We start from the raw sequence: 24,030 nt of genomic DNA, 5'->3' as shown, positions 1-24,030 counted from the left end.
AACTACTCGGTCCTCTTTCTTGTTTCATTAATTACGTCTTTAAATTCTTTTAAGTCTTCCACACTAATCGTATGAAGATCATCAATATGTGCAAATTTATAATTAGTAAACTTATCAGCATTATCTTCAGTAACAATTTCAACAACATCAGCAATTCGATATTGGGCACCACCGTTTAAGTTTCCAATAATAGCAGCATTAGTATTGTCAGGATAACCTGCTTGAACAATACCATGGACTTCACCCAAAAGATAAATTGATCCATCTGTTGATATTTGAGAACCATCATGTAAGGTACCAAGGAACAAGATATCCCCTTGATACTCAACTTTTTGCCCACTTCGAATAATTCCAGTTTCAATATTAAATTTGTTATCTTCGATCAATTTATCTGATTCAGTCTTTAAAATAACATTAGATTCAATATTTACTAGTTCAATTTGGGGATACTTTGAAAAGATATTTCTTACACGAGCTGTTTGTTCTTCATCAAAAAGACGATTACCAGTTTTAACTGTAAATTGAATAACATCATCTTCGTCAGTTCCAATAGTCTGTTCGACAATCATATTCTTGAGTTGCTTCATGGCATCTTCAAAATCACATGAATCATCAATGATTACTGAAAAACCATCTTTACTACCTTTAAGAGTGACATCACTCATTTGGTTCCCCTCCTATACTTAACTAGCCAATCACTAAGATTGGCAAAAGGAACATATAAAATAAAGAATACTATTATATTCCAAAGCAAAGTTGGACCGAGAATATAGGTAATAAAATCACCTATATCGGCTGATGCAAGCTTGAATAATTTTTCAAGCAGGAATACACCAGTCTCTAAAGCAGTTAAAGACAAGAAATAAATTGATGTCTCATATCCGACTGAAGTTTTGGTAAATAAAAATTTATAATGATCAATTCCCACTAAAATAAGTGGCAACAATACTGTGTACAATCCGATTATCCCAAAATAATATGAATCGTAAATGACACCAAATACTATTCCATAAACTAGTATCGTTCTTCTACTATCGAGTCTCGTGGTGAGCATGACCAGTACCATCAACATCAACTGGGGAACTATTGACATAGTTCCTTTATTCATATTATTTAAAAAAGACCATTTCATCAAGCCATCAAAGTAAAATGCCAGCATAATAAAGACAACTTGACCTATCATCTTTTGTGTTTTAATAGGCATTATTTTTCACCACTTACAGAAGATTTGATAACTGTAACAACAGTGAAGTTTCTCAACTCTGCGGCTGGCGTAATATATACAGAATTGGTCATTCCATAATCGTCCTTCTTAATACCGTATACCTTACCGATATATAAACCTCTTGGTGTTCTTCCACCAAGACCAGAAGTAACTACACGTTGACCTTTTTTGATTCCCTTTACAGAATTGACATTTTCCATAACTAAATCACCTGTACTGTTATCAAAGCGACTCACGACACCAGTTATATTAGTTTTGTTATCATCAAGAATCTCAGAAGCAAACTTGTCATTGATTTCATTATCTGTAGAAATCAACTCAACCTTAGAACTAATCTTGTTAACCTCTACGATTCTACCAATCAACCCTTTACCAGACATAACAGGCATGTTTTTCTTAATACCACTTGTTTGACCGCGATTGATGACTAGGTAGTTTTGCCAACTACTAGGTGATCGTGTCAAGACAGCTGCATTAGTTGTGTCATAGTCTGTAAGAGTGGCATTTAAATCTAGTTCTTGTTTAAGTTTCTTGTTCTCATCTTGAGTAACTTTTAATTTAGCTTGATTTTGTGCTAAATCCTCAATTTTTGATTTCAATCGACGATTTTCAGCATAGGTATTGTAGAGATCAGAGAATTCAGAGGAAACGTTCTTTATCCCGTTAGTTGGATATGAGAATACGCCACCAACCAAACTAACGACATCGTTGCCGACTTGCTGAACAACGGGAGGAGTATCTTTTTTATCTCTGACGTTAACAGATACCGCCAAAAGTCCAAAAGTTACAATAATGATTATCATTAAAATAATTAACTTTTTATTTGAGAAAAACTTTTGCATTTCTTCCTCCTACCTTCAAACAAATAAAAAAGCGGGTTCACCCCGCTTATTTTTGACGACGCATTACATCGATATTTTTCAATGATTCTCCAGTACCGATGGCTACACAATCTAGTGGGTCTTGAGCTATAAATACAGGCACTCCAGTTGCTTCAGAGATAACCTCTGGTAAATGGTGCAACAAAGCCCCCCCACCCGTTAGAACAATACCGTGATCAATAACATCAGCGGCAATTTCAGGTGATGTTTCTTCAAGTGTTTCCTTGATTGTTTCAATAATCTCTTGAACATCTTCATGAATAGCAGTGGCAATATCTTCGCCAGCTAATTGAATAGTCTTTGGTAGACCAGTAACTAAATCTCTACCACGAATTTGCATTGATTCAAGTTCTTTTGATTTCTCAATTGAGGCTGAACCAACTTGCATTTTAACATCTTCAGCAGTTCTTTCACCGATTTGCAAATTAAAGTTTGTTTTGATATAAGCAGAAATTGACTCATCAAACTTATCACCAGCAACTCTGATTGAACGTGATGAGACAATACCACCAAGAGAAATAGTAGCGACATCAGTAGTACCACCACCAATATCAACAACCATGTTACCAGTTGGATCCATAACAGGAAGTCCCGCACCAATTGCAGCTGCAAATGGTTCTTCGATTACATAAGCTTCTTTGGCTCCTGCATGTTGAGTAGCTTCGATAACAGCTCTCTTTTCAACTTCAGTAACACCACTTGGCACACATACCATTACAGATGGATGTGAATTACCGGTTGTTTTTTCGATGAAATACTTCATCATAGCTGCAGTAGTATCGTAGTCCGCGATAACACCGTCTCTCATAGGACGAATGGCTGAAATGCTTCCAGGTGTACGTCCAATCATTTCTCTCGCATCAGAACCAACTGCTACGATTTCACCAGTATTGTTGTTCTTTGCAACAACTGATGGTTCATTTAATACGATTCCCTTGCCTTCAACGTAAACAAGAGTATTTGCTGTACCTAAGTCAATACCAACTTTTTTTGATCCTATACCAAACAATTTTTTATTCTCCTTTAATTGCACACCACATTTTACACTAACGAAAATTATATCATATAACGTGTCAATTTAAAGTAACAGAACGGCTGAGCATCAAATTAAATCTTGAGCTTTAAAACTCAAGAAATCATGAGGCGTCACAATAATATGATCAACTAAATTAATACCGACTAACTCACAGCACTTTTTCAAGCGTTCACTGAATCTCTCATCCTCCGGACTGGCAGACAAACTGCCACCAGGATGGTTATGACAAATGATCACTTGTGGTGCTGACAGTCGCAACCCTTCTCTCAGGACATCCCTTGGATGAACTGTAGCAGAATCAACAGTGCCGATAAAAATAGTGCTCTCCTTTATAATGTGAAAACCGTTATCTAAATATACCGCTACTAATTTTTCTTGTGGCGAATTACCGATTTTTTTAATTAAATGTTTCCCCAATTGAGACAATGAAATCTGTTCCTTGGGCATTGATTCTCGTTCAATTTTTCTAGCACCCAATTCCACGGCGGCTAGTAGCTTGCAGGCCTGGGCGTTGCCCACACCTTTTTTGCTGAATTAATGATTCCATATTCAGCTTTCTCAAGTTATCCGACCCAATCAGCACATTAGCGGATAGTTTAGTAACATCACAGTCTTTCGTTCCTGTTCCTAAAATAACCGCAATCAACTCTTGGGTCGTTAGTGCATCAGTTCCATGTTTTTGTAATTTTTCTCGTATATTTATCATCATGTAATAAATTACGAATTAAATTTGGATTCTAACTCCGAAATTAAATAAAAAGATCCAGTTATCAAAAATATTTGATTTTCTGTCATTTTAGAAATGACCTCATCTATTTTTGAATGGTAGTCTGACACAAATTGAATGTTATTATAACTATCCAAATCATAGTCTTCTTTTTTCGCAGCTCTAGTCATCAAAAGATTTGATACATATACCATTTGAACTTTAGACGACAATAAAGTCAATATATCGGCTCTATCCTTGTCCTTCATCCCTGTGTATAAGATAATTATATCTTTTTTAGGCCAGATTGCTGTTAAAGAATTTATTAAATTATCAACAGCTGAGATATTATGAGCACCATCCATCAACACTAAAGGATCTTTTTGGACAATTTGTTCTCGGCCAAGTAACAGATGATCGTCAATATGATTTACGATCAACCGGCTAGAACACTCACTTTTGAGCATCTTCTCTATTAAGATAAAAGCCTTAATTGCAATGGCTGAATTATCCGCATCAGTTTTTTCAAATCCATAAACCTGAATGTCTTGAATTGTAACCAATTTTTCACCATAAGTAAATTGATTTTTGTATTCTTTGGTTTTAAAACCGCTAACATAAAAATTCGTACCTAATTGAAATAGACCACTTTTTTCTTTCTTAGCTCTTTCAACAATTATAGACTCAACCGACTTTGGCAATTCCCCACATACTACCGGAACTTGAGGTTTTATTATTCCAGACTTTTCAATTGCTATATCTTTAATTGTTGGACCAATTAATTTTTCATGGTCTAACCCAATTGAAGTAATTATAGAAAGTATCGGGGTAATAACATTGGTTTTGTCATGCTCAGCACCTATTCCAACTTCTATTATTGCGATATCAACCTTATCCCTAAAATATAAGAATCCCATAACCGTCACAAATTCAAATTCAATTAACTTGATTCCTTCTGTAACTGAAACGATTTGATTAACCAAATCTAATATTTCTTTGTCGCTAATCATTTGATGATTAATTTGAATTCGTTCATTAAACTTGATTACAAAAGGCGAAGTAAACATGCCGACTCTTTTACCAGATGTCTCCAACAAGTTAGCCAAATAATTTACAGTCGATCCCTTCCCATTAGTACCAGTTACATGCACAGTAGGATATGAATTTTGAGGATTATCTAGCCTATCTAGAGCTTGCTTAATATCATCCAGTGTATTTCTTTTATGTAATCGTGGTAATGAGTGAATATAGTTTACTGCTTCTTCATAAGTTTTAAACATTTGGCTTCCTCTTACAAAAAGACATCTAGTCAATCGGCTAGATGTCTTTGATTAATTACATTCTACTTATTTTTTTGAAGTTGAGCAATTCTTTGACTGATTTTATCTTTACGTAATCGATAATCTGCCAATTTAGACTTCTGTTCATCAACAACTTTCTCAGGTGCTTTGCTAACAAAGTTTTCATTAGACAACTTCTTTTCAATTCTGGATATTTCTTTATCCATCTTGCCCATTTCTTCTTCTTGACGAGCAATTTCCTCATCTAAGTCAATCAATTCGGCTAATGGAATATATACTTCAGTTCCATTTGTCACACCAGTCATTGCTAATTCTGGTGCTTCAAGATCAGTATCAATCTTCAATTCCTTAGGATGAGCAAATCTATCGATGTATTCTTTGTTATTCAAAAGCGTTTCTTTGATTTCTTCATTTTGAGGTTTTATGAAAATGTCAATTGCACTTGAAAGTGGAGCGTTAGCTTCCAAACGAATCTTTCTAACTGATTTAATTAAATCAATTAGGACTTCCATTTGTTCAACTGCCGCATCATTTTTGAACTCATCATGATTTTCAGGATAAGCTGCTAATGAAATTGATTTACCATTATGTGGCATTGATAACCAGATTTTTTCAGTTACAAATGGCATGATTGGGTGCATTAACTTGAGAATTTTGTCCAATACGTACGTCAACAACATTCTCTTTTGATCCTTAGCATCCCCATCTTCTCCAGTAAGAGTAGCTTTACTCATTTCAATATACCAGTCACAAAAATCATTCCAAATAAAGTTATATAAACTTCTTCCAGCTTCACCAAATTCGAATTTATCAAGCAAACGGCTTACGTCATTTACTGTGGCATTCAATTTTGCCAAGATCCATTTATCAGTCAAATCATAAGTTGTTACTTTAGATAAATCATCCATTGCTGGAGTATTTTCATCTAAGTTCATGATAACGAAACGACTTGCATTCCAAATCTTGTTGATGAAGTTCCATGCGGAATCCATTTTGTCATAACTGAATCTAGTATCTTGACCAGGAGTTGAACCAACCATCAAGAACCAACGAAGTGCATCTGCACCATATTTGTCGATAACATCCATTGGATCAATACCATTACCTAGTGACTTACTCATCTTGCGACCTTGTTCGTCACGGATAAGTCCATGAATAACAACGTGCTCAAATGGGCGTTTACCAGTAAACTTCAAACTATCAAAAATCATTCTTGATACCCAGAAGAAAATAATATCGTAACCAGTAACCAATGTATTAGTTGGGAAGTAACGTTTGTAATCATCACTATCCTCATCTGGCCAACCCATAGTTGAAAAAGGCCAAAGAGCACTTGAGAACCAAGTATCTAGTACATCAGAATCTTGTGTCCAGTTTTCTGGATCCTTTGGTGCTTCTTCACCAACATAAGTCTCACCAGTTTCATTGTTGTACCAAGCTGGAATTCTGTGACCCCACCATAACTGACGTGAAATAACCCAATCGTGAACATTTTCCATCCACTGTGTAAATGTGCCTTCAAATCTTTCAGGAACAAAGTTAACTTTGTTGTCGCCTTCTTGATTCTTCAAAGCCATTTCTGCAAGTGGTTTCATCTTAACGAACCATTGTGTTGAAAGTCTAGCTTCAACTTGTGCACCAGAGCGTTCTGAATGTCCAACACTATGAGTAATGGGTTCAACCTTAAGCATATAATCTTGGTCTTCCAAGTCAGCAACAATTGCCTTACGTGCCTCAAATCTATCCATACCAACATACTTACCGGCGTTTTCATTCATAGTACCGTCAGCGTTCATTGTATTAATACGTTTCAAGTCATGACGATTACCAACTAAAAAGTCATTAGGATCATGAGCTGGTGTGATCTTAACCATACCAGTTCCAAAGTCTTTAGTTACGTATTGGTCAGCGATGATTGGAATTTTACGATCAACTAGCGGAACAATGATTTCTTTTCCAACAATGTCCTTATATCTTTCATCACTTGGGTTAACGGCAACAGCCACGTCACCAAACATTGTTTCTGGACGAGTAGTAGCAATTTCGATATATCCAGAGCCATCAGCATATGGATATTTAACGTGATAAAAAGCACCTTTATCATCTTTGTGGATTACTTCGATATCTGACAAAGCAGTTTGAAGTTGTGGATCCCAGTTAATGATGTACTCACCACGATAAATTAAACCTTCGTTATACAATTTAACGAAAACTTTTCTAACAGCTTTTGATAGACCTTCATCCAGGGTAAACCTCTCACGATCATAGTCTAATGAAAGTCCTAATTTTCCCCATTGAGATTTGATAATGCCGGCAAACTCATCTTTCCATTTCCAAACTTCTTGAATGAATTTTTCACGTCCCAGATCGTAACGTGTAATACCTTGTTCACGCAATTTTGCTTCAACCTTAGCTTGCGTAGCAATTCCGGCGTGATCCATACCTGGTAAATACAAAGTATCGTACCCTTGCATACGCTTGTATCTAATTAATGTATCTTGAATTGTAGTATCCCATGCATGACCCAAATGTAGCTTACCAGTAACATTTGGTGGTGGGATAACAATTGAATAAGGCTTTGCTTTTTTATCACCAGAAGGTTTGAAAACACCTTGATCAAGCCATGTTTGATAACGGCCATTTTCAACTTCGGTTGGATTATATTTTGTATCCATATCGATTTCTCTCATATTTTTCCTCCATAAAATAAAAAAAGAGTACCCGTCCTGGATAGGACGAATACTCGCGGTGCCACCTAAATTAAGGGTAATATACCCTTCACTCACAGATAACGGATGGCCCGATCATTATGATAGCTCGCAGGTAACAATCAATTATCGGAAATGAGTAGTTCTCACTCAATCTACTCTCACTGAAATTCCAAAAAACTGACACTCCTGTTCATAGCTGTTGAATTGATATTAAAACAAATCTAATAAATCGTCAAACAATTTTTACAATAAATCATTGATTTGGTCTTGATCCTTCTCCATGAAGTGATCACCATGTTCAATCATTGTCATCTTAACTCCTGCTAATGAACGCTTGATCAAACCATCAATATCAAGAGCACTTTCAAATTCACGTGTCTTTTCAATACCTGGTCTAGTCTTAGGTGCAGGTGGAGCAAAGACTGTACAGCAATCCTCAAATGGTTGAATTGATAAATTGAAAGTGTCAATATCCTCAGCTAATTTAATAATTTCAGTTTTATCCATCGTTGCGACGGGACGCAAAATTGGAGTTGTTGTGACATCATTAATTGCTGCCATACTTTCAAGGGTTTGAGAAGCAACTTGTCCAACAGCTTCACCGTTAAAGATTGCAAGCCCGCCTTCTTGTTCACGCAACAAATCAGTTAAACGCAACATGAAACGACGTTGGATTGTCATCAAATAGCCTTCTGGAACGGTGGCTTTGATAGTCTCTTGAATCTCAGCAAAAGGAACCTCGATGAACTTAATGTGACCACCATAAACAGTTAACTTGCTGGTCAATTCCTTAGCTTTGTTTAAAGCTTGTTCTGACGTATATGGAGGACTGAAAAAGTGAACCATTTCAATATCCACCCCACGCTTCATAGCAAGATAGCCTGCAACTGGAGAATCGATTCCACCTGATAACATCAACATAGCTTTACCAGCCGTACCAACTGGAAGTCCGCCAGCACCTTTTACTGTCAAATATGACAAGTAGATTCCATCTTGTCTAACTTCAACAGAAATCTTGATATCTGGGCGTTTAACGTCAACAGGAATATCAGGAAATTCATCACAAATAGCATCCCCCAATTGTAAATTGATTTGATTTGTATCAAGAGGATAAGAATGGTCAGAACGTTTTGTGGCGACCTTGAAACTGTCACCTTCTTGATATGCTTCGTGCATCATCTCGATAGCTTTTTTCTTAACATCTTCGAAATCTTTTGAAACCTTGACACTCAATGAGAAAGTTTGAATTCCGAAAACTCGTTTAAGCTTTTCCATAACTGGCTTTGCGTCAGTACCATTTAATTTAATGTGCAAACGGTCTCGATGTGGTTGCAACTTCAAATCAGGATAATCTTTCAAGACTTTTGTTACATTTCCATGGAGTCGACCAATAAAGCTTTTACGGTTTTTACCTTTTGTAGATAGTTCACCGTATCGAACCATAATTTCAGTATATTGCATAAGTTTCTCCTAGTTTAAAATTTGGAAGTGATCATGGATTTCATCCAGATTTTTGATAAATTCTTTCATCTCTGCTTCAGTATTATTTTCATCTAGACTAACACGAATTGCGCTAGTTGCAATATTCTCACGTGTATTCATGGCTTTAAGTGTACTTGACTCAAGACCTTTTTTAGATGAACATGCACTCGTTGTCGAAATATAAATGTCTCGATCTTCAAAGGTATGTACAGTCGTTTCACCACGAACTCCATCAAGTGTGAAGCAAACAATATGTGGAGCAAAATCATCTGATAATTTTGAAAACACATGCGTGTTGTCCAAAGAATTCAAATGATTAATCAACATTGTTTTCAATTTCAACATTTCAGCGGCTTTTTTATCTTCATTGTCTTTTAACAAACGAAGAGCTCTTGCCATAGCAGCAATTGCTGGAGTGTTTTCTGTTCCACTTCGCTGTCCTTTTTCTTGACCACCACCAGCTAATAATGGCTCTAACTGTTTGCCTTCTTTCATATAAATGAAACCAATTCCACGTGGTGCATGGAACTTATGGCCAGAAAATGTATAGTAATCAACTCGTTGATCAATAAACTGGTCTTCAATCCCTTTACCTATGGCTTGTGTTCCATCAACATGAAAACTAATACTTGGATAATCATCAAGTACTCGAGCTATCCCTTTAATAGGTTCAATTGAACCAATCTCATTATTAACAGCCATAACTGAGACCAAAATAGTATCATCTCGAATGGCATTCTTCAAATCATCAACACTAACATGACCTGTTTTATCAACAGGTAGATAGGTAACTTCATATCCTAGTTGTTCTAATTGAGCCATTGTGTTCATGACAGAAGGATGTTCGATTGAACTAGTAATAATGTGTTTACCAAATTCACGCTTCTTAAAAGCTGTTCCTTTAATAATCCAATTATTTCCTTCAGTTCCACCACTTGTAAAAAATACTTCATGAGGTTTGAACCCCATTAATTCAGCAATCTTTTTACGTGAGCTCTCTAGTAATTCGAAAGCTTTCAATCCAAGTTTATGTAAGCTGGATGGATTACCGAAGTATTCTTGACTTGCGATGTTATATGTTTTTAATACTGAATCATCAATCTTTGTTGTTGCACTGTTATCAAAATATATCATAATTTTCCCACCAAAATAAAAAGGCCTTACCGGCCTTATTTTTTACCTATTATAATTTACAACAAAACAGCTGATTATGCACTAATTGTATCTTTTATTCTATCAACTGATCCTGGTTCAATGTTTTCAAGTGCTTCTGAAATAACCGTCAAAGCTTGTTCATAATTGAAATCAGCATCAAATAATGAACGTGCACGATCTAGACTTTCCTTCAAACCACTGTTTTTATCAGCATATCTATTAGAATATTGAATCAATTTTTCAGCCAAAATAACTGTTTGTTTGAGATCATTAGTCTTTTGAACTAAGTTTTCAAGATCTTCTTGAGTAACAATAACTTGTTTACTGATATCTTCCATGTTGACCCGTTCACTGTTTAACCCGTCATATAACTTCTTGATTTCATCAGAAACCATGTAGAAATATTCAAGATAATCCTCAGGAAGTCCTTTGAGGTTAAGTTGCTCGACCGATTTCTTCTGAATTTGAATCTTATGAGCATATTGCTCAACGCTCTTACGAGAAATTTGTTCGCTGGAAAGCATTTGATTTAAGTTGTCATTAATAACTTTTTCTTTGGCTTCAATCTTGTCCAAATCATCGATAATTTCTTTGAAGTCAGATTCAGCTTTTGAAAAAACAATACTCTTATCAGCAATACGCTGAACATCTTGGTCATATTCAGACACAATCCGATTTAATGTTTTACCATGTTCCTTGAAGTCATTCATATCGTCTTCATTCAAAACATAGTTCTCTTCTAACTTCTGAATAGTCTCATCTAAACGATTGTGTTGAAATTTAGCATGATTCAAATAATCTAAAACTGGTTTCTGTTGTTTTAGCACATCGCGTTTAGAATTTATCTCACGACTCAATGCGTCATAAAGTGAATTGATTGCATCATGAATATTTTCATTAGTCCGATCAACTGTATCAAAATTAAGCGTACTCAATGCTTCATTTGATTTTTCAATATTCTCATGTACCTCATCGATTTGAGCTTGAATATCTCCTTCAAACTCGTAATGTTGCTTAATAAGTTTGTCATATACAGATTCAATTTCTTCAACTTGTCCTGGATACTCTTTATTCAAATTGTTATATAAAGGAACAATTAATTGAACTTGATCTTTTATCATCGACAATTTAACTTTGGCATCATCTAAGTATTGGCGAGCCTCTAAATGATCTCCTTGTTCCGTCAACTTATCTTCTTGATCAAGAAATCCAGCAATTTCATTTAATTCAGATTCAAGACGGTCCGTGGCAGGTCCATAATTAAATGATTTTGTTAAAATCTCTTTTCTCAATGATTCGTATTCAGAATGTAGAACTTCACTAGTAGTGGCATTTTGTTCATTACTTTCAACAATTTTTGAAAAACTACCTGAAATATCTTCAAATGTTTTTTCTAGTTTATCCAATTCAAGACTAATCTTTTTAGATTCAGAAGAGGCACCAAAGACATTAAAATTGGCATTTTTACTAGTTGTGTTACTAATGTCAGCCAAAACCTTAGGAACAGTTTCATTTAACTGCTTTGAATATTGCTGTTTGCTTTGGCCAAAACTATCTAAACTAGCACCAGTCAATTTCATTTCTTCTAATTTTTCAATTTGGTCTCGCAAAGAGTCCTCTTTGAGTACTTCGCCGCGTTTTTGTAATTGTTCCAATTCGCCATTATTACGTTTTTGAAGGAACCACATATACCATAAAAAGGCGACCATCAATAAAATTACTACTATAATAAATAAATACAAAATTACACCCCTAGCTATTTAACCTAGTCATTATATCTTCGTTATTATACCAAAATAGATATGGTAGAATTGAAAACATAACGTTTCATAATAAAGATTTAAAACATTCAGCATTAAAAATCTTTTGACTTTGAACGCTAATCACGATACACTAGCCTTTGTGTAAAATATGCAGCAAAGAGCGGCAAGCTCGTCAACAGTTATCGGCTGGATATAGTGCAATAAGTAACCTGCGGCTGCACGAGGCGAAATTTGTAGCGATGACTGAACGAATGCTAAACTCTTGTTAAATTATTTTACTCCAATCAAATTTTTTTGGAGGACAAATTATATGTCTAGATATACAGGACCTCGCTGGAAGTTATCACGTCGTTTAGGACTTTCACTTTCAGGTACAGGTAAAGAATTAGCACGTCGTAACTACGCTCCTGGCCAACATGGTCAAAACCAACGTCGTAAGATTTCAGAATACGGTTCACAATTACGTGAAAAGCAAAAATTACGTTTCATGTATGATGTTAACGAACGTCAATTCCGTAACCTCTTCTTACGTGCCGGTAAACTTGAAGGTATCCACGGTGTTAACTTGATGCTTCTTCTTGAAGAACGTCTTGACAACCTTGTTTACAGATTAGGCTTTGCTTCATCTCGTCCACAAGCTCGTCAATTAGTTAACCATGGTCACATTACAGTTGATGGCAAACGTGTTGATATTCCTTCATACGAAGTTCAAATTGGTCAAGTTATCAGTTTGAGAGCTAAGTCAAAAGACCTAGCAATCGTTAAGGATGCTCTTGAGAACGTTGTTGGTCGCCCTGGCTTCGTAAGTTATGACGAAAACAACATGTCAGGTTCACTTGTACGTTTACCAGAACGTGATGAACTTGAACCAAATATTGACGAATCTCTAATTGTTGAATACTACAACCAAATTCTTTAATATTTATCAAAAAATCCACTTCGTGTGGATTTTTTTTTTACACAAAAAGCCTGGGTATAAAAACCCAAGCTTTTATTGATTAAATTCGACCATTAACTCACTTAATTCCATAAATCGATCAAACAATATTTGGTCATAGTTGCCATTTTTGACAATTTCACTATCAGACATCAAATCAAATCCAATTACCAAATCACTAGATTTAACTGACATATATCTCTTCAATACGTCTGGATATTTTTCAGACTCAAACATTGTTGGACTAGTATGATCATTTGAAACTTTTAAATCACTTTTGATAATTCTATCAGTGATTGCTTCAAATTTAGGATAATATTCTTTTCGGTCATACGCATCTGCCAATAAACTAAATGTTACAAAATATCTGTCTGGCCATAATCCTAATTCAACGTGTGGATTCTTTTTATAACCACGCTTATCTTGACTAATTGCTAACCAGGTATCTGGAGGCGGATTTGTTGTTCTACGTTGATGTTTGGCAATTTTCATATAAAATTTTGCTTGATACTCATCTTCTAAAGCTTCCATGAGTTTTTCACCGATTTCTTCAAATGAAGGATCAATCTTTTCTTTTATTAAACTCAATCTACCCTTGAGCGTATTATCTTGAAAAACCTCAAAATCTTTTTTGGTAAACATTATTAAAACGTCCTTTGATGTAAAATAGTAATTATAACTAGTATAGAGGAGAAAAAATGCAAAAGCCACTAGCATATCGAATGCGTCCAACAAATATCGATGAAGTAGTTGGACAACAACATTTAGTTGGTAAAAATAAAATAATTAGGCGCATGGTACAAGCAAAAATGCTAAGTTCAATGATTTTGTACGGTCCTCCTGGGATTGGAAAAACTAGTATAGCAAGCGCCATTGCTGGAAGTACTCAATATGCATTTAGAACCTTGAACGCAGCAACCGATACTAAAAAGGATCTTCAGATAGTCGCTGAAGAAGCAAAAATGAGCGGAACCGTTGTGCTATTGTTGGACGAAATACATCGTCTGGATAAAACCAAACAAGATTTTTTATTGCCATTATTAGAAAGTGGTTCAATAATCTTGATTGGTGCGACAACTGAAAATCCCTATATTAATATAAGTCCAGCAATTCGTTCTCGAGTTCAAATTTTTGAATTGAAGCCTCTTGAACCTGACGACGTCAAGTCTGCCATTGAACGTGCTCTAAATGACGAAAAAAAAGGCCTAGGCAAGTACAATGTTAAATTAGATGATAATGCCCTAAACCTCCTAGTAAGTTCCACAAACGGTGATTTACGTAGTATCTTAAATGGATTGGAATTGTCAGTGCTATCTACGACTCCAGAATCTGATGGAAGCATTCATATTGACTTAAAAGTCATTGAGGAATCGGTCCAAAAGAAAGCTATATCTTCCGATAAAGACGGCGACAGCCATTATGATGTAATTTCGGCATTTCAAAAGTCGATTCGTGGTAGCGATCCTAATGCTGCCCTCCTCTATTTGGCAAGGTTGCTTGAAGCAGGAGAATTGACTACGGCTATAAGGCGACTAATTGTTTGTGCCTATGAAGATGTTGGTTTAGCAAATCCTCAAGCATGTGCTCGAGCGGTTCAAGCAGCTCAAGTTGCACAAATGGTGGGACTACCGGAGGCAAGAATACCACTTGCTGATGCAGTAATCGATTTGTGCTTATGTCCAAAATCCAATACTGGACTGGTAGCAATAGATTCAGCACTTGAGGACGTTAGAAATGGAAAAGCCAGTTCAATTCCAGATGATCTTAAGGATGCCCACTATAAGGGCGCTGCAAAATTAGGCCACGGTATTGGATACAAATTGCCACATGATTATCCAAACGGCTGGGTTGAACAACAGTACCTACCAGATAATTTAGTTAATAGACAATACTACCAACCAAAAGACACCGGAAAATACGAACAAGCTCTTCAATTCAGACTTAATCAACTAAACCAATTCAAGAAAAATAAGAAACGGAGTTAATATTTATGATAATTCAAATACTGATGGTGGTATTCATCATGTTTCTACTAGCATTGGCATACAATCTCTGGACACATCTAAACAAGAAGTTTTTGATATATTCACCTGCAAATAACGTACGTCTTCAAAATGCCATGAAGTTCACAGCAATACTTTTAGTAATAATCTCAATAATTGGATTAATAATTCTTATTTTTGCAAATAAACAAGCAAACTTTATTACATTGGTTTTAGGGAGCATTACAGCAGCCGGATTTTCGATTTATTTGGGTAATATTCGCGGATAACTGTATTTATTTTATGAAATCAACTAAAATGAACTTATAGGAAACTATTACCTATTCAATATCAAAAACATGGGGTGATTATTATGTTACAACAATATAAAAACATTCTTGTACCTATTGATGGTTCATTCGAATCAGAATTAGCTTTCAAAAAGGCCGTAGAAGTTGCAAAAAGAAATGATGCTAGTGTTCATCTAGTACACGTTATCGATACGAGAGCTTTCCAAAATGTTTCAAGTTTTGATTCAACAATGGTTGAACAAATTACTGAAAAAGCAAAGGAAACCGTTAAGGGCTATGTTAAGACTGCCAAAGAAGGCGGACTTGAAAATATTGATTACAGTATTGAATATGGTGCCCCAAAGGCTATCATCGCTACTGAATTTCCAGAAAAATTGAACGTCGATTTAATCATGATTGGTGCAACTGGTTTGAACGCCATGGAAAGACTATTGATCGGTTCTGTTACAGAATATGTCACAAGAACTGCAGCATGTGATGTTTTGGTTGTCAGAACTGACTTAGACAACAAAGCAATTCAAAAGCCAAAAGAATAATAATTTAAGATAAATTAAAAAGGGACTTAGTTCATAATTTGAACTAAGTCCCCTTTAAGTTGTAACTAATTATTGAAAATATTTAAACTCATCTTACTTATTTTTGATTTTAAATTATCAAACATGTTCTTGTTGTCACTGATGCTTGAGATGACATAAGCTTTGATGTAATCTTCATCACTCTTTTGACCATCTTTTGTGCCAGCCTCAGCCATATAGCAATACATGGAATCAAGTTTGAACAATGATTGTTCTTTTCTGGCGATGTAAATTCCCTCATTAGCATATTCGATAACACTTTCGTTATCACCCAATTCTAAGGCTAATTCGGACATGTTAGCATAAATCAAAATGCTATCACGGTAATTTTCGTCGTTAATCTTTTCAACACTTGATTTGATAAGATCTTTTGATTGGTCATAGTAAACTTTAGCTTCATCATCTGAACCCTTGTTTACGTATGCCTTTGCTGTATAAATATTAATTAAAATATCATACATATCGACACTAACAATATTGACATTCATTGCTCGGTTGAAGTCAAAAATTGCCTTGTCATAATTCTTTTCTACTTCGTACTCAACTAATCCACTGAAGAAGTGAATTAATTTAATTTCTTGTTTGTTGTTAATGTTGATGTCTTTTAATTTATCCAACTTAGTTACGATGCCGTCGTAATCATCTTGATAAAACAACTTTTTGATCTCACTAATAATTGAATAAATTTGACTATCGTCGTTTACAATTACGAGGTTCATTGTGATACCCAGTCTTTCACAAATGCGAACCAAGATCTCCATACTAGGAATCTTATCCTTTTTTTCAATCAAACTTACAGTAGCTTGAGTACAGATACCATCAGCCAGTTCTGACTGAGAAATGCCTCGTAACTTTCTGTAATGACGAATCTTTTCACCCAAGATTTTCATAAAAACTATCCCCATTCATTTATTAATTTCAAGATAATTTAAACAGTTTTGAAAAAACCTTGCAAGAAATAAGCAACAATCAAAGAATAAATTTAAAAACTAATTGTTAACTTCAAAAAGCCAAGCATCGGCTTCAGAACCATTTAAAAGTTCTGGAGTATCGTTTAATTTATCATTAACACTGACAATTTCACCAGAAACTGGTGATTGTAGTTCAACAACTGCCTTTTGTGCTTCAACTGAGCCAGTTGAGTCTCCCTTGTTGATTGTCTTTCCAAGAATTGGCAAATCAACATATTTGACTGCACCTAAAGCTTCTTGGCCTTCTTTAGTTAAACCGACACGTTTTTTGCCTTCTGTGTCTTTTACCCATAAATATTCTTCTTTTGCCATACTTATAACCTACCTCTACCTCTGTTTAAACGATCCGTTTTCAAACATGTAACTCTTGTGATGGAACCTCATCGACATAACTAAACCAATACCAATCATATTACCAAGTAAGGCAGAACCACCTTGCGAAATAAATGGTAAAGGAATACCAGTTAGTGGTAGAAGTCCAACACTCATACCAATGTTTTCAAAAACGTGGAACAAAATCATCATGATAACACCGGTCGAAACATATGCATAAAACTCGTTCTTTGTATCAAAAGTAACCTGAACCATTTGGTAGATTAATAAGAAATACAACAGTATCAATACACATGAACCAATGAAACCAAAGTTCTCTGCAATGACAGAGAAAATCATATCTGACTCACGAACTGGTACATAGACATTGGAAACATTAAAACCTTTTCCAAAGAGTTGCCCAGATCCGATTGCCTTCATATTTTGCCATATCTGATACCCATTTTCAGTTGTATCCTGTGATGGATTCAACCAACTATCGATACGGTTAAATTGATATGATTTGAAACCTAAATGCATTAGAATTGGGCGTCCCCAATCGGTTCCTGCGAGTGTTAAGGCAACAATACCCACAACCGCAACAACACCAAAGACAGTCCCAATGATACGCCAGTCAATTCCTGAAACTAGAACCATTCCACCTAAAATAGCGATGAAAACTAATAATGTACCAAAATCATTTTGTAATTTTAATAAAATAATTACTGGTGCAGTCCATAGTAGTAGTTTACCCAACAGAACAAAATCAGTTCTTAATGTATGGACGTGATATTCGCTATTATGCATTGTGATGACTTTTCCCATCATCAGAATGTAGGCGGGTTTCATGACTTCAGAAGGCTGAAATGTCAATGAACCTAATGCAAACCAACTTTTAGCACCAGTCTGTACAAAATAGGCTCGACTATAGAAAATCAGGACTAACAGTAACAGCGCCAGCCCCGCGTAATACGCGTAATTTGCGACCTGCCAAAGTTGTTCAGCATCAAACTGCATGACCACTGCAACAATCACAGCACCAATCGCATACCAAAATATTTGTGTAATTACGTTTTTCAGTGGATTCTGTGAATCATGGATGGTAGCCACATAAATGGACATAACACCAATAATTGCTAGCATCATAACTGAAAAAATAATTCCATAATCTATCCGTGATTCTAGATCATTTTCTTTATTATTATTCCTCATTTGCATTTTAACACCTATTAATGATTATGTAGATTATATTGCATTAACAATTCGTTTATTGCGTCATCTAACTTGACTGATTTAAACGGAGTGTCGTTACTCTCAACAAATGACAAATAGCGGTCGCCATCTTTGCGAATCGTACCAATATATTTTTTTCCATCCCATAATTCATACGTCTCGGGACTATCACTTACATCCTTTAGATTAACTTCAATGGGTTTATTCTTTCTGGCCATTAAATTTTCCTATTCTTTACTATGAAATTTTTTTGCTATTATTTCATCCTCATAATCCTCAGGATGAGGGTTCCTAAAAATCGTAAAATTATCAGGAACTGGATCTACTCCACCACGAACAAAGGGATTGCATCGCAAAATTCTCGCAGTCCCCATGATTGATCCTAAAATAGCACCATGTTTCTGTACCGCTGAAATAAAATAACTTGAACAAGTTGGATAATATCTGCAGCTCGGTGGTAGTACGGGTGATATAAATTTCTGGTACATTCGAACTAATCCGATTAAAATTTTCTTTATCATTTTATCTTAAGAAGTCGAACATATGAATCCAGGTACCAGGCCATAATACTGCTAACGGGTTAGATCCACCCAAACCTGAACCAATCAACATACCTAAAATGAAAAAGACGAGCATAAACAATATAACCCATCCTATCTTTTTAAAAATATCACGACGATATTCTTTCCCAAAATCTCGTTTCATTTTACACCTTAATATTTCTTATGTTTTTCAATATTTTCGAGCAAGATTCCTGTTCCTAAAGCAACTGAATCTAGTGGACGTTCAGTCATTAGAACAGGTACTTGAAGCTCCTGTGACAACAGTTTATCAAGGTTCTTCAATAATGCTCCACCACCAGTCAACATAATACCACGATCTATGATATCGGCTGACAATTCTGGAGGGGTTTCTTCAAGAACACTCTTGGCAGAATCAATAATTTGTGTGATTCCATCACGAAGTGCACCCTCGATTTCCTTCTCGTTTAATGTAATTTCCTTTGGTAGTCCCGAGACAATATCGATACCACTAGCAGAGAACGTAGTTCCCTCATCTCCGTCTAGAGCTGAACCGATTTCCATCTTGATTGCTTCGGAAGTTCTCTCACCAATTATTAAACTATGACTTTGCTTAACAAATGCTTGAATGGCAGTTGTCATCTTATCACCAGCAAATCGAAGTGAGCGACTTGTAACAACATCCCCCATTGATAAGACGGCGATATCACTAGTACCACCACCAATATCAATAACCATATTTCCTTGTGGTTTAAAGATATCTAATCCTGCACCTACAGCTGCCACTTTTGGTTCGAGTTGTAAGTATACCTTACCTCCACCAGCTTGTTCAGCGGCTTCAATAATGGATTTCTGTTCAACAGGAGTTACATTTGTTGGCGCACAGATCATTGTCACTGGTTTTGAAAACATACTTTTAACATTTAATTTATCGATAAAATATTGAAGCATTTTTTCAGTGATATTAAAGTCAGCAATTACACCATCTTTCAAAGGTCTGATTGCAGTAATGTTCGCTGGAGTTCTACCTACCATTTGGTAAGCATCTTTACCAACAGCTACAACTTCATTAGTTCTTGAATTGATAGCTACAATTGAGGGTTCATTCAAAACAATACCCTCACCTTTAACATCAATTAGCACATTTGCGGTTCCTAAATCAATTCCAAGATATTTCGCCATACTATATCCTCCAAAATCTAGACAAAAAAAGTATATCATAACCAGCGGTCTCATTACATTGTTAAACAAAAAAAGAAAGTGGTTCAACCACTTTATTAAGCAAGTTTATCAGCACTGGTGACTGTTTTGAATACTAAACTCTCTCTTCCATTGTCATCAATGGAAACACGCCTAATCTTAGCACCTAAATTTCTTAATTTTTCTGTAAAATTGTAATACCCACGATCTAGGTATTGTAAATTGGATACTCGAGTCTCACCTTCTGCTACAAGACCAGCTAAAACTAATGCAGCAGCAGCTCTTAAGTCAGTTGCGGATACGTTTGCACCAGTTAAACTAGCAGGTCCAAACATAATCACAGAGTTACCTTCAACTTTGTAATCGGCATGCATCTTGCCCAATTCTGGGAAATGCATAAATCGATTTTCGAATACTGTTTCAGTCATTACAGTGGTACCGTTACTTAGCAATTGGGCTAATGTCATTTGAGCCTGCATATCTGTTGGAAATCCAGGATGTGGAAGTGTCTTCACATCAACCGCCTTCAAGTCATTAGTTCCAATTACTCGAATACCCTCATCTGATTCAATAATTTTTACACCCATTTCAATAAGCTTTGAAATAAGTGGTTTATTGTGAGCAACAATTGCATCTTTAATAAAGATATCGCCATTTGTTACTGCAGCAGCAACCATGAATGTTCCCGCTTCGATACGATCTTGCATAATTGAATGCTCACAACCATGTAATTCTTTAACACCCTTAATACGAATTGTGTTAGTTCCAGCGCCAGAAATATTGGCACCCATTTTACTTAAAACGTTGGCTAAATCAACAATTTCAGGTTCTCTAGCAACATTATCAATTACTGTTTCACCTTCAGCTAAAGTGGCAGCCATCATGATATTCTGAGTTGCTCCAACACTTGGGAAATCCAAATAAATGTCAGCACCATGGAGTCCATCTGTAACAGCGTCAATATATCCACCATTTTGTGAAAATTTAGCGCCCATGGCTTCCAATCCCTTAAGATGTAAATCAATTGGTCGAGATCCGATGGCACATCCACCTGGCATAGCAACATGTGCCTCTTGTTGACGAGCTAAAATGGGACCTAGTACAACAATTGAAGCACGCATTTTATCGACAAGTTCTTCAGGTGCAGTTGTTGAAATTCCATTTGAAGAATCAATTTCAATAGTTTCGTTATCTTGATTAAATTCTACTTTTGCATCTAAGGCAGATAATACTTTGCACATTGTAGTTACGTCTGATAAAGGAGGAATATTGCTTAAATAAGTTGCTCCCTTTGAAACTAACAATGTTGATGCAAGTATTGGTAATACTGCGTTCTTGGCACCTTCTATTTTGACATTCCCTTTAAGGCGTGAAGGCCCATCTACAATAATCTGTTGCAATATATTTCCCTCCAAAACGTTAGGCTCGTTATATAAGTAACGTTAGGTTTTGTGACACATTGATAATGCTCAAGAAAAATGAGCTGACAGTATAACCTAGCGCAATTGAAATCAGCGCTACAAGTAATTGTAACATCTTTGTGTTATTTTTGTCATAAATCTTTCTCCAGTCAACGGCTTGTAAGGCATTATAACTGAGCCAAATGAAAAATAAGTGGCTTAAGATTGTAATAATTGCTTGAATTCCTAAACTATGCATATTCAAAACCTCTTCACAAACTCTAACACTTTAATTGTTTTTATTGCGACACTTTGAAAATTGTTTAGATAAAATTTAAAAAAAGAGAATGTATCTGAACGTAGAGTCCTCCATTTAATTACACATTTATACAAAAAAAAGTCCAGGACTTTGCGTCCTGGACTTTTGATTATTTATGTTCACTTACATTTATACGATTAATTGCCTTTCGTAATGAAACTTGAGCACGATCCAAATCATCAACATCATTTTTCTCACGAGCAGTTTGAATGGTACTTTCTGCTTGCTCTTTTTGATATTTGGCACGTACTAAGTCAATATCAATGGCTCTTTCAGCACTGTTGGCAACAATTGATACAAGATCATTGCTGAACTCCAAGAATCCACCATTTACAGCAATTGCATCTTCGTGATTTGGCGAATCAACTCGTCTAACACGAACTTCACAAATTTTAAGCGGAGCAATAATTGGTTCATGATTTCTCATAATACCAATATCACCATCTATCGCACTGGCAATGATTAGATTTGCGTGATGATTATAGACTACACCATCAGGAGTAACAATATTGACCGTCATAGCTTTTTCTTGATCAGCCATATTATTCCCTCCTCACCTAGTTGGCAACTGCTTGTGAGTTGTCGTCTTTTTCATCAGCTGGTGTCCAGCCAATCTTCTTGGCTTTTTCGATAACATCATTAATTCCACCAACACCATTAAAGGCATCTTCAGGAACATCATCATATTTACCGTCTAGTATTGCTCTGAAGTCTTTAACAGTCTCTACAACAGGAACATATGAACCTGGTACACCTGTAAATTGTTCAGCAACACTAAAGTTTTGTGACAAGAAGAATTGAATACGTCTTGCACGAGCAACGACAGTTTTTTCATCGTCTGATAATTCATCCATACCAAGAATTGAAATAATATCTTGTAATTCACGATATCTTTGCAAAACTTGTTGAACTTCAGTAGCAACAGCATAATGTTCTTCACCAACAACAGATGGATCAAGAGCAGAAGATGATGATGCTAGTGGATCAACAGCAGGATAAATACCTTGCTCTGTTAATTTACGTTCAAGGTTAGTTGTTGCATCCAAATGGGCGAAAGTTGTTGCTGGAGCGGGATCAGTATAATCATCCGCTGGAACATAAACAGCTTGAATTGAAGTGATTGAACCCTTCTGTGTAGAAGTAATTCTTTCCTGCAATTGACCCATTTCTGTAGCAAGTGTTGGTTGATAACCAACGGCTGAAGGCATACGACCTAGTAAGGCAGAAACCTCAGAACCAGCCTGTGTAAATCTAAAGATATTGTCAATGAACAAAAGAACATCTTGTCCTTCAACATCACGGAAGTACTCAGCAATTGTCAAACCTGTTAAGGCAACACGCATACGAGCACCAGGTGATTCGTTCATTTGACCATAAACCATGGCAGTCTGTTTAAGAACACCAGATTCTTTCATTTCGTAATAAAGGTCATTACCTTCACGAGTTCTTTCACCAACACCAGAGAATACAGAAATACCATCATGTTCTTCAGCAATATTGTGAATTAACTCTTGGATAAGAACGGTTTTACCAACACCGGCACCACCGAATAGACCAACTTTACCACCACGAACGTATGGTTCAAGGAGATCAATAACCTTAATACCTGTTTCAAGGATTTCTGTAGATGTACTTAATTCATCATATGCAGGAGCCATACGGTGAATACTGTCTCTTCTATAATCCTCTGGGAAAGGTTCCCCACCATCAATTGCTTCACCTAAAACGTTAAATACACGTCCAAGTGTTTCTTTACCAACAGGTACTCTAATTGGACTACCTGTGTTAATAACTTCAGCACCTCTTTGAAGTCCGTCTGTTGAACCCATAGAAATAGCACGCAAGGCGCCATCACCAAGTTCCAAGGCAACTTCAACGGTGATTTGTGAACCATCACTCTTCGTAATGTGAAGAGCGTTGTTTAATTCTGGTAAATCTCCATCTAAAGGAAATTCAACATCAACAACTGGTCCAATAACTTGAATAACTTTTCCTTTGCTACTCATTAA

The 24,030-nt window shown here is 35.9% G+C and carries 27 protein-coding genes; 4 read left to right on the top strand and 23 right to left on the bottom strand.

Annotation, left to right across the window (positions count from 1 at the left end; genetic code table 11):
• Nucleotides 1–2 precede the first annotated feature (2 nt).
• The 11 genes from ABM34_RS01785 to ABM34_RS01735 all read right to left on the bottom strand — a co-directional run bounded on the left by ABM34_RS01785 (nucleotide 3) and on the right by ABM34_RS01735 (nucleotide 12,239).
• Nucleotides 3–665 (bottom strand): septum site-determining protein MinC, encoded by a 663-nt coding sequence (locus tag ABM34_RS01785; protein WP_048702723.1) that lies wholly within the window; start codon nucleotides 663–665, stop codon nucleotides 3–5.
• A complete protein-coding gene (gene mreD / locus ABM34_RS01780) occupies nucleotides 662–1,204 on the bottom strand; it encodes a rod shape-determining protein MreD (protein ID WP_048702721.1) in 543 nt (180 codons plus the stop codon). The genes ABM34_RS01785 and mreD overlap by 4 nt, the downstream gene beginning before the upstream one ends.
• Complete coding sequence (gene mreC / locus ABM34_RS01775) at nucleotides 1,204–2,067, bottom strand: rod shape-determining protein MreC (protein ID WP_048702719.1); 864 nt, start codon at nucleotides 2,065–2,067, stop codon at nucleotides 1,204–1,206. Before mreC ends, mreD begins: the two co-directional genes overlap by 1 nt.
• A 46-nt stretch (nucleotides 2,068–2,113) precedes the next feature.
• Nucleotides 2,114–3,115 (bottom strand): rod shape-determining protein, encoded by a 1,002-nt coding sequence (locus ABM34_RS01770; RefSeq protein ID WP_048702715.1) that lies wholly within the window; start codon nucleotides 3,113–3,115, stop codon nucleotides 2,114–2,116.
• Between the two features lie 93 nt (nucleotides 3,116–3,208).
• A complete protein-coding gene (locus ABM34_RS13390; protein WP_232298609.1) occupies nucleotides 3,209–3,625 on the bottom strand; it encodes a JAB domain-containing protein in 417 nt (138 codons plus the stop codon).
• On the bottom strand, nucleotides 3,609–3,848 hold the full coding sequence (locus tag ABM34_RS13535) for a UPF0758 domain-containing protein (protein WP_335337488.1): 240 nt from the start codon (nucleotides 3,846–3,848) through the stop codon (nucleotides 3,609–3,611). Before ABM34_RS13535 ends, ABM34_RS13390 begins: the two co-directional genes overlap by 17 nt.
• A gap of 11 nt (nucleotides 3,849–3,859) precedes the next feature.
• Nucleotides 3,860–5,128 (bottom strand): bifunctional folylpolyglutamate synthase/dihydrofolate synthase, encoded by a 1,269-nt coding sequence (locus tag ABM34_RS01755; RefSeq protein WP_048702709.1) that lies wholly within the window; start codon nucleotides 5,126–5,128, stop codon nucleotides 3,860–3,862.
• Nucleotides 5,129–5,190: 62 nt separating this feature from the next.
• Nucleotides 5,191–7,839: a valine--tRNA ligase gene (locus ABM34_RS01750; RefSeq protein WP_048702707.1), complete on the bottom strand. Its 2,649-nt coding sequence runs from the start codon at nucleotides 7,837–7,839 to the stop codon at nucleotides 5,191–5,193.
• Between the two features lie 264 nt (nucleotides 7,840–8,103).
• Entirely contained in the window at nucleotides 8,104–9,321 is a 1,218-nt protein-coding gene (gene thiI, locus ABM34_RS01745; RefSeq protein ID WP_048702705.1) for a tRNA uracil 4-sulfurtransferase ThiI, read from the bottom strand.
• A gap of 9 nt (nucleotides 9,322–9,330) precedes the next feature.
• Nucleotides 9,331–10,476: a cysteine desulfurase family protein gene (locus tag ABM34_RS01740; RefSeq protein WP_048702702.1), complete on the bottom strand. Its 1,146-nt coding sequence runs from the start codon at nucleotides 10,474–10,476 to the stop codon at nucleotides 9,331–9,333.
• 74 nt (nucleotides 10,477–10,550) lie between these two features.
• Nucleotides 10,551–12,239 carry a septation ring formation regulator EzrA gene (locus ABM34_RS01735; protein ID WP_083988244.1) on the bottom strand — a complete coding sequence of 563 codons (1,689 nt, stop codon included), beginning with the start codon at nucleotides 12,237–12,239 and terminating at the stop codon, nucleotides 10,551–10,553.
• 331 nt (nucleotides 12,240–12,570) lie between these two features.
• Between ABM34_RS01735 and rpsD the strand changes: the two genes are divergently transcribed.
• Nucleotides 12,571–13,179 carry a 30S ribosomal protein S4 gene (gene rpsD, locus ABM34_RS01730; protein WP_048702700.1) on the top strand — a complete coding sequence of 203 codons (609 nt, stop codon included), beginning with the start codon at nucleotides 12,571–12,573 and terminating at the stop codon, nucleotides 13,177–13,179.
• A 72-nt stretch (nucleotides 13,180–13,251) separates the two neighbouring features.
• Here rpsD and ABM34_RS01725 read toward each other — a convergent pair whose 3' ends face one another.
• Complete coding sequence (locus tag ABM34_RS01725) at nucleotides 13,252–13,839, bottom strand: DUF1054 family protein (RefSeq protein ID WP_048702698.1); 588 nt, start codon at nucleotides 13,837–13,839, stop codon at nucleotides 13,252–13,254.
• A 56-nt stretch (nucleotides 13,840–13,895) separates the two neighbouring features.
• Here ABM34_RS01725 and ABM34_RS01720 point away from each other — a divergent pair, with 56 nt between their 5' ends.
• The 3 genes from ABM34_RS01720 to ABM34_RS01710 all read left to right on the top strand — a co-directional run bounded on the left by ABM34_RS01720 (nucleotide 13,896) and on the right by ABM34_RS01710 (nucleotide 16,026).
• Nucleotides 13,896–15,182 (top strand): replication-associated recombination protein A, encoded by a 1,287-nt coding sequence (locus tag ABM34_RS01720; RefSeq protein ID WP_048702697.1) that lies wholly within the window; start codon nucleotides 13,896–13,898, stop codon nucleotides 15,180–15,182.
• 5 nt (nucleotides 15,183–15,187) lie between these two features.
• Nucleotides 15,188–15,469, top strand: coding sequence for a hypothetical protein (locus ABM34_RS01715; RefSeq protein WP_048702695.1), 282 nt, complete (start codon nucleotides 15,188–15,190; stop codon nucleotides 15,467–15,469).
• 83 nt (nucleotides 15,470–15,552) lie between these two features.
• Entirely contained in the window at nucleotides 15,553–16,026 is a 474-nt protein-coding gene (locus tag ABM34_RS01710; RefSeq protein WP_048702693.1) for a universal stress protein, read from the top strand.
• A gap of 65 nt (nucleotides 16,027–16,091) precedes the next feature.
• Here the strand turns inward: ABM34_RS01710 and ABM34_RS01705 are convergent, their stop codons facing one another.
• From ABM34_RS01705 to atpD, 11 genes are all read right to left on the bottom strand, one after another.
• Nucleotides 16,092–16,955 carry a helix-turn-helix domain-containing protein gene (locus ABM34_RS01705; RefSeq protein ID WP_048702691.1) on the bottom strand — a complete coding sequence of 288 codons (864 nt, stop codon included), beginning with the start codon at nucleotides 16,953–16,955 and terminating at the stop codon, nucleotides 16,092–16,094.
• Between the two features lie 99 nt (nucleotides 16,956–17,054).
• Entirely contained in the window at nucleotides 17,055–17,348 is a 294-nt protein-coding gene (locus ABM34_RS01700; protein WP_048702690.1) for a glycine cleavage system H family protein, read from the bottom strand.
• Between the two features lie 15 nt (nucleotides 17,349–17,363).
• Complete coding sequence (locus ABM34_RS01695) at nucleotides 17,364–18,566, bottom strand: FtsW/RodA/SpoVE family cell cycle protein (RefSeq protein ID WP_048702688.1); 1,203 nt, start codon at nucleotides 18,564–18,566, stop codon at nucleotides 17,364–17,366.
• Between the two features lie 11 nt (nucleotides 18,567–18,577).
• Nucleotides 18,578–18,799, bottom strand: a complete 222-nt coding sequence (locus ABM34_RS01690) for a DUF2969 domain-containing protein (RefSeq protein ID WP_048702680.1) — start codon at nucleotides 18,797–18,799, stop codon at nucleotides 18,578–18,580.
• Nucleotides 18,800–18,808: 9 nt separating this feature from the next.
• On the bottom strand, nucleotides 18,809–19,099 hold the full coding sequence (gene yidD / locus ABM34_RS01685) for a membrane protein insertion efficiency factor YidD (RefSeq protein WP_048706313.1): 291 nt from the start codon (nucleotides 19,097–19,099) through the stop codon (nucleotides 18,809–18,811).
• 4 nt (nucleotides 19,100–19,103) lie between these two features.
• Nucleotides 19,104–19,217 carry a DNA-directed RNA polymerase subunit beta gene (locus ABM34_RS13575; protein WP_417924661.1) on the bottom strand — a complete coding sequence of 38 codons (114 nt, stop codon included), beginning with the start codon at nucleotides 19,215–19,217 and terminating at the stop codon, nucleotides 19,104–19,106.
• Nucleotides 19,218–19,294: 77 nt separating this feature from the next.
• Nucleotides 19,295–20,284, bottom strand: a complete 990-nt coding sequence (gene mreB / locus ABM34_RS01675; protein ID WP_048702677.1) for a rod shape-determining protein — start codon at nucleotides 20,282–20,284, stop codon at nucleotides 19,295–19,297.
• Nucleotides 20,285–20,379: 95 nt separating this feature from the next.
• Entirely contained in the window at nucleotides 20,380–21,702 is a 1,323-nt protein-coding gene (murA, locus tag ABM34_RS01670) for a UDP-N-acetylglucosamine 1-carboxyvinyltransferase (RefSeq protein ID WP_048702675.1), read from the bottom strand.
• 28 nt (nucleotides 21,703–21,730) lie between these two features.
• Nucleotides 21,731–21,961 (bottom strand): DUF1146 family protein, encoded by a 231-nt coding sequence (locus ABM34_RS01665; protein ID WP_048702674.1) that lies wholly within the window; start codon nucleotides 21,959–21,961, stop codon nucleotides 21,731–21,733.
• A gap of 169 nt (nucleotides 21,962–22,130) precedes the next feature.
• Nucleotides 22,131–22,562: a F0F1 ATP synthase subunit epsilon gene (locus ABM34_RS01660; RefSeq protein WP_048702673.1), complete on the bottom strand. Its 432-nt coding sequence runs from the start codon at nucleotides 22,560–22,562 to the stop codon at nucleotides 22,131–22,133.
• Between the two features lie 16 nt (nucleotides 22,563–22,578).
• Entirely contained in the window at nucleotides 22,579–24,027 is a 1,449-nt protein-coding gene (gene atpD / locus ABM34_RS01655) for a F0F1 ATP synthase subunit beta (protein ID WP_048702672.1), read from the bottom strand.
• Nucleotides 24,028–24,030: the final 3 nt, after the last annotated feature.

The organism is Companilactobacillus ginsenosidimutans, from assembly GCF_001050475.1.
Classification (GTDB): domain Bacteria; phylum Bacillota; class Bacilli; order Lactobacillales; family Lactobacillaceae; genus Companilactobacillus; species Companilactobacillus ginsenosidimutans.
Note: the sequence above shows the minus strand (reverse complement) of the source record. Positions and strands in the feature narration are given on the sequence as shown.

Excerpts from the sequence above, each read along its gene's own strand:
- ABM34_RS01785 (WP_048702723.1), bottom strand. The coding sequence starts at position 665 with ATGAGTGATGTCACTCTTAAAGGTAGTAAAGATGGTTTTTCAGTAATC.
- mreD (WP_048702721.1), bottom strand. The coding sequence starts at position 1,204 with ATGCCTATTAAAACACAAAAGATGATAGGTCAAGTTGTCTTTATTATG.
- mreC (WP_048702719.1), bottom strand. The coding sequence starts at position 2,067 with ATGCAAAAGTTTTTCTCAAATAAAAAGTTAATTATTTTAATGATAATC.
- ABM34_RS13535 (WP_335337488.1), bottom strand. The coding sequence starts at position 3,848 with ATGATAAATATACGAGAAAAATTACAAAAACATGGAACTGATGCACTA.
- ABM34_RS01755 (WP_048702709.1), bottom strand. The coding sequence starts at position 5,128 with ATGTTTAAAACTTATGAAGAAGCAGTAAACTATATTCACTCATTACCA.
- ABM34_RS01750 (WP_048702707.1), bottom strand. The coding sequence starts at position 7,839 with ATGAGAGAAATCGATATGGATACAAAATATAATCCAACCGAAGTTGAA.
- thiI (WP_048702705.1), bottom strand. The coding sequence starts at position 9,321 with ATGCAATATACTGAAATTATGGTTCGATACGGTGAACTATCTACAAAA.
- ABM34_RS01740 (WP_048702702.1), bottom strand. The coding sequence starts at position 10,476 with ATGATATATTTTGATAACAGTGCAACAACAAAGATTGATGATTCAGTA.
- rpsD (WP_048702700.1), top strand. The coding sequence starts at position 12,571 with ATGTCTAGATATACAGGACCTCGCTGGAAGTTATCACGTCGTTTAGGA.
- ABM34_RS01725 (WP_048702698.1), bottom strand. The coding sequence starts at position 13,839 with ATGTTTACCAAAAAAGATTTTGAGGTTTTTCAAGATAATACGCTCAAG.
- ABM34_RS01720 (WP_048702697.1), top strand. The coding sequence starts at position 13,896 with ATGCAAAAGCCACTAGCATATCGAATGCGTCCAACAAATATCGATGAA.
- ABM34_RS01715 (WP_048702695.1), top strand. The coding sequence starts at position 15,188 with ATGATAATTCAAATACTGATGGTGGTATTCATCATGTTTCTACTAGCA.
- ABM34_RS01710 (WP_048702693.1), top strand. The coding sequence starts at position 15,553 with ATGTTACAACAATATAAAAACATTCTTGTACCTATTGATGGTTCATTC.
- ABM34_RS01705 (WP_048702691.1), bottom strand. The coding sequence starts at position 16,955 with ATGAAAATCTTGGGTGAAAAGATTCGTCATTACAGAAAGTTACGAGGC.
- ABM34_RS01700 (WP_048702690.1), bottom strand. The coding sequence starts at position 17,348 with ATGGCAAAAGAAGAATATTTATGGGTAAAAGACACAGAAGGCAAAAAA.
- ABM34_RS01695 (WP_048702688.1), bottom strand. The coding sequence starts at position 18,566 with ATGCAAATGAGGAATAATAATAAAGAAAATGATCTAGAATCACGGATA.
- ABM34_RS01690 (WP_048702680.1), bottom strand. The coding sequence starts at position 18,799 with ATGGCCAGAAAGAATAAACCCATTGAAGTTAATCTAAAGGATGTAAGT.
- ABM34_RS13575 (WP_417924661.1), bottom strand. The coding sequence starts at position 19,217 with ATGCTCGTCTTTTTCATTTTAGGTATGTTGATTGGTTCAGGTTTGGGT.
- mreB (WP_048702677.1), bottom strand. The coding sequence starts at position 20,284 with ATGGCGAAATATCTTGGAATTGATTTAGGAACCGCAAATGTGCTAATT.
- ABM34_RS01665 (WP_048702674.1), bottom strand. The coding sequence starts at position 21,961 with ATGCATAGTTTAGGAATTCAAGCAATTATTACAATCTTAAGCCACTTA.
- ABM34_RS01660 (WP_048702673.1), bottom strand. The coding sequence starts at position 22,562 with ATGGCTGATCAAGAAAAAGCTATGACGGTCAATATTGTTACTCCTGAT.
- atpD (WP_048702672.1), bottom strand. The coding sequence starts at position 24,027 with ATGAGTAGCAAAGGAAAAGTTATTCAAGTTATTGGACCAGTTGTTGAT.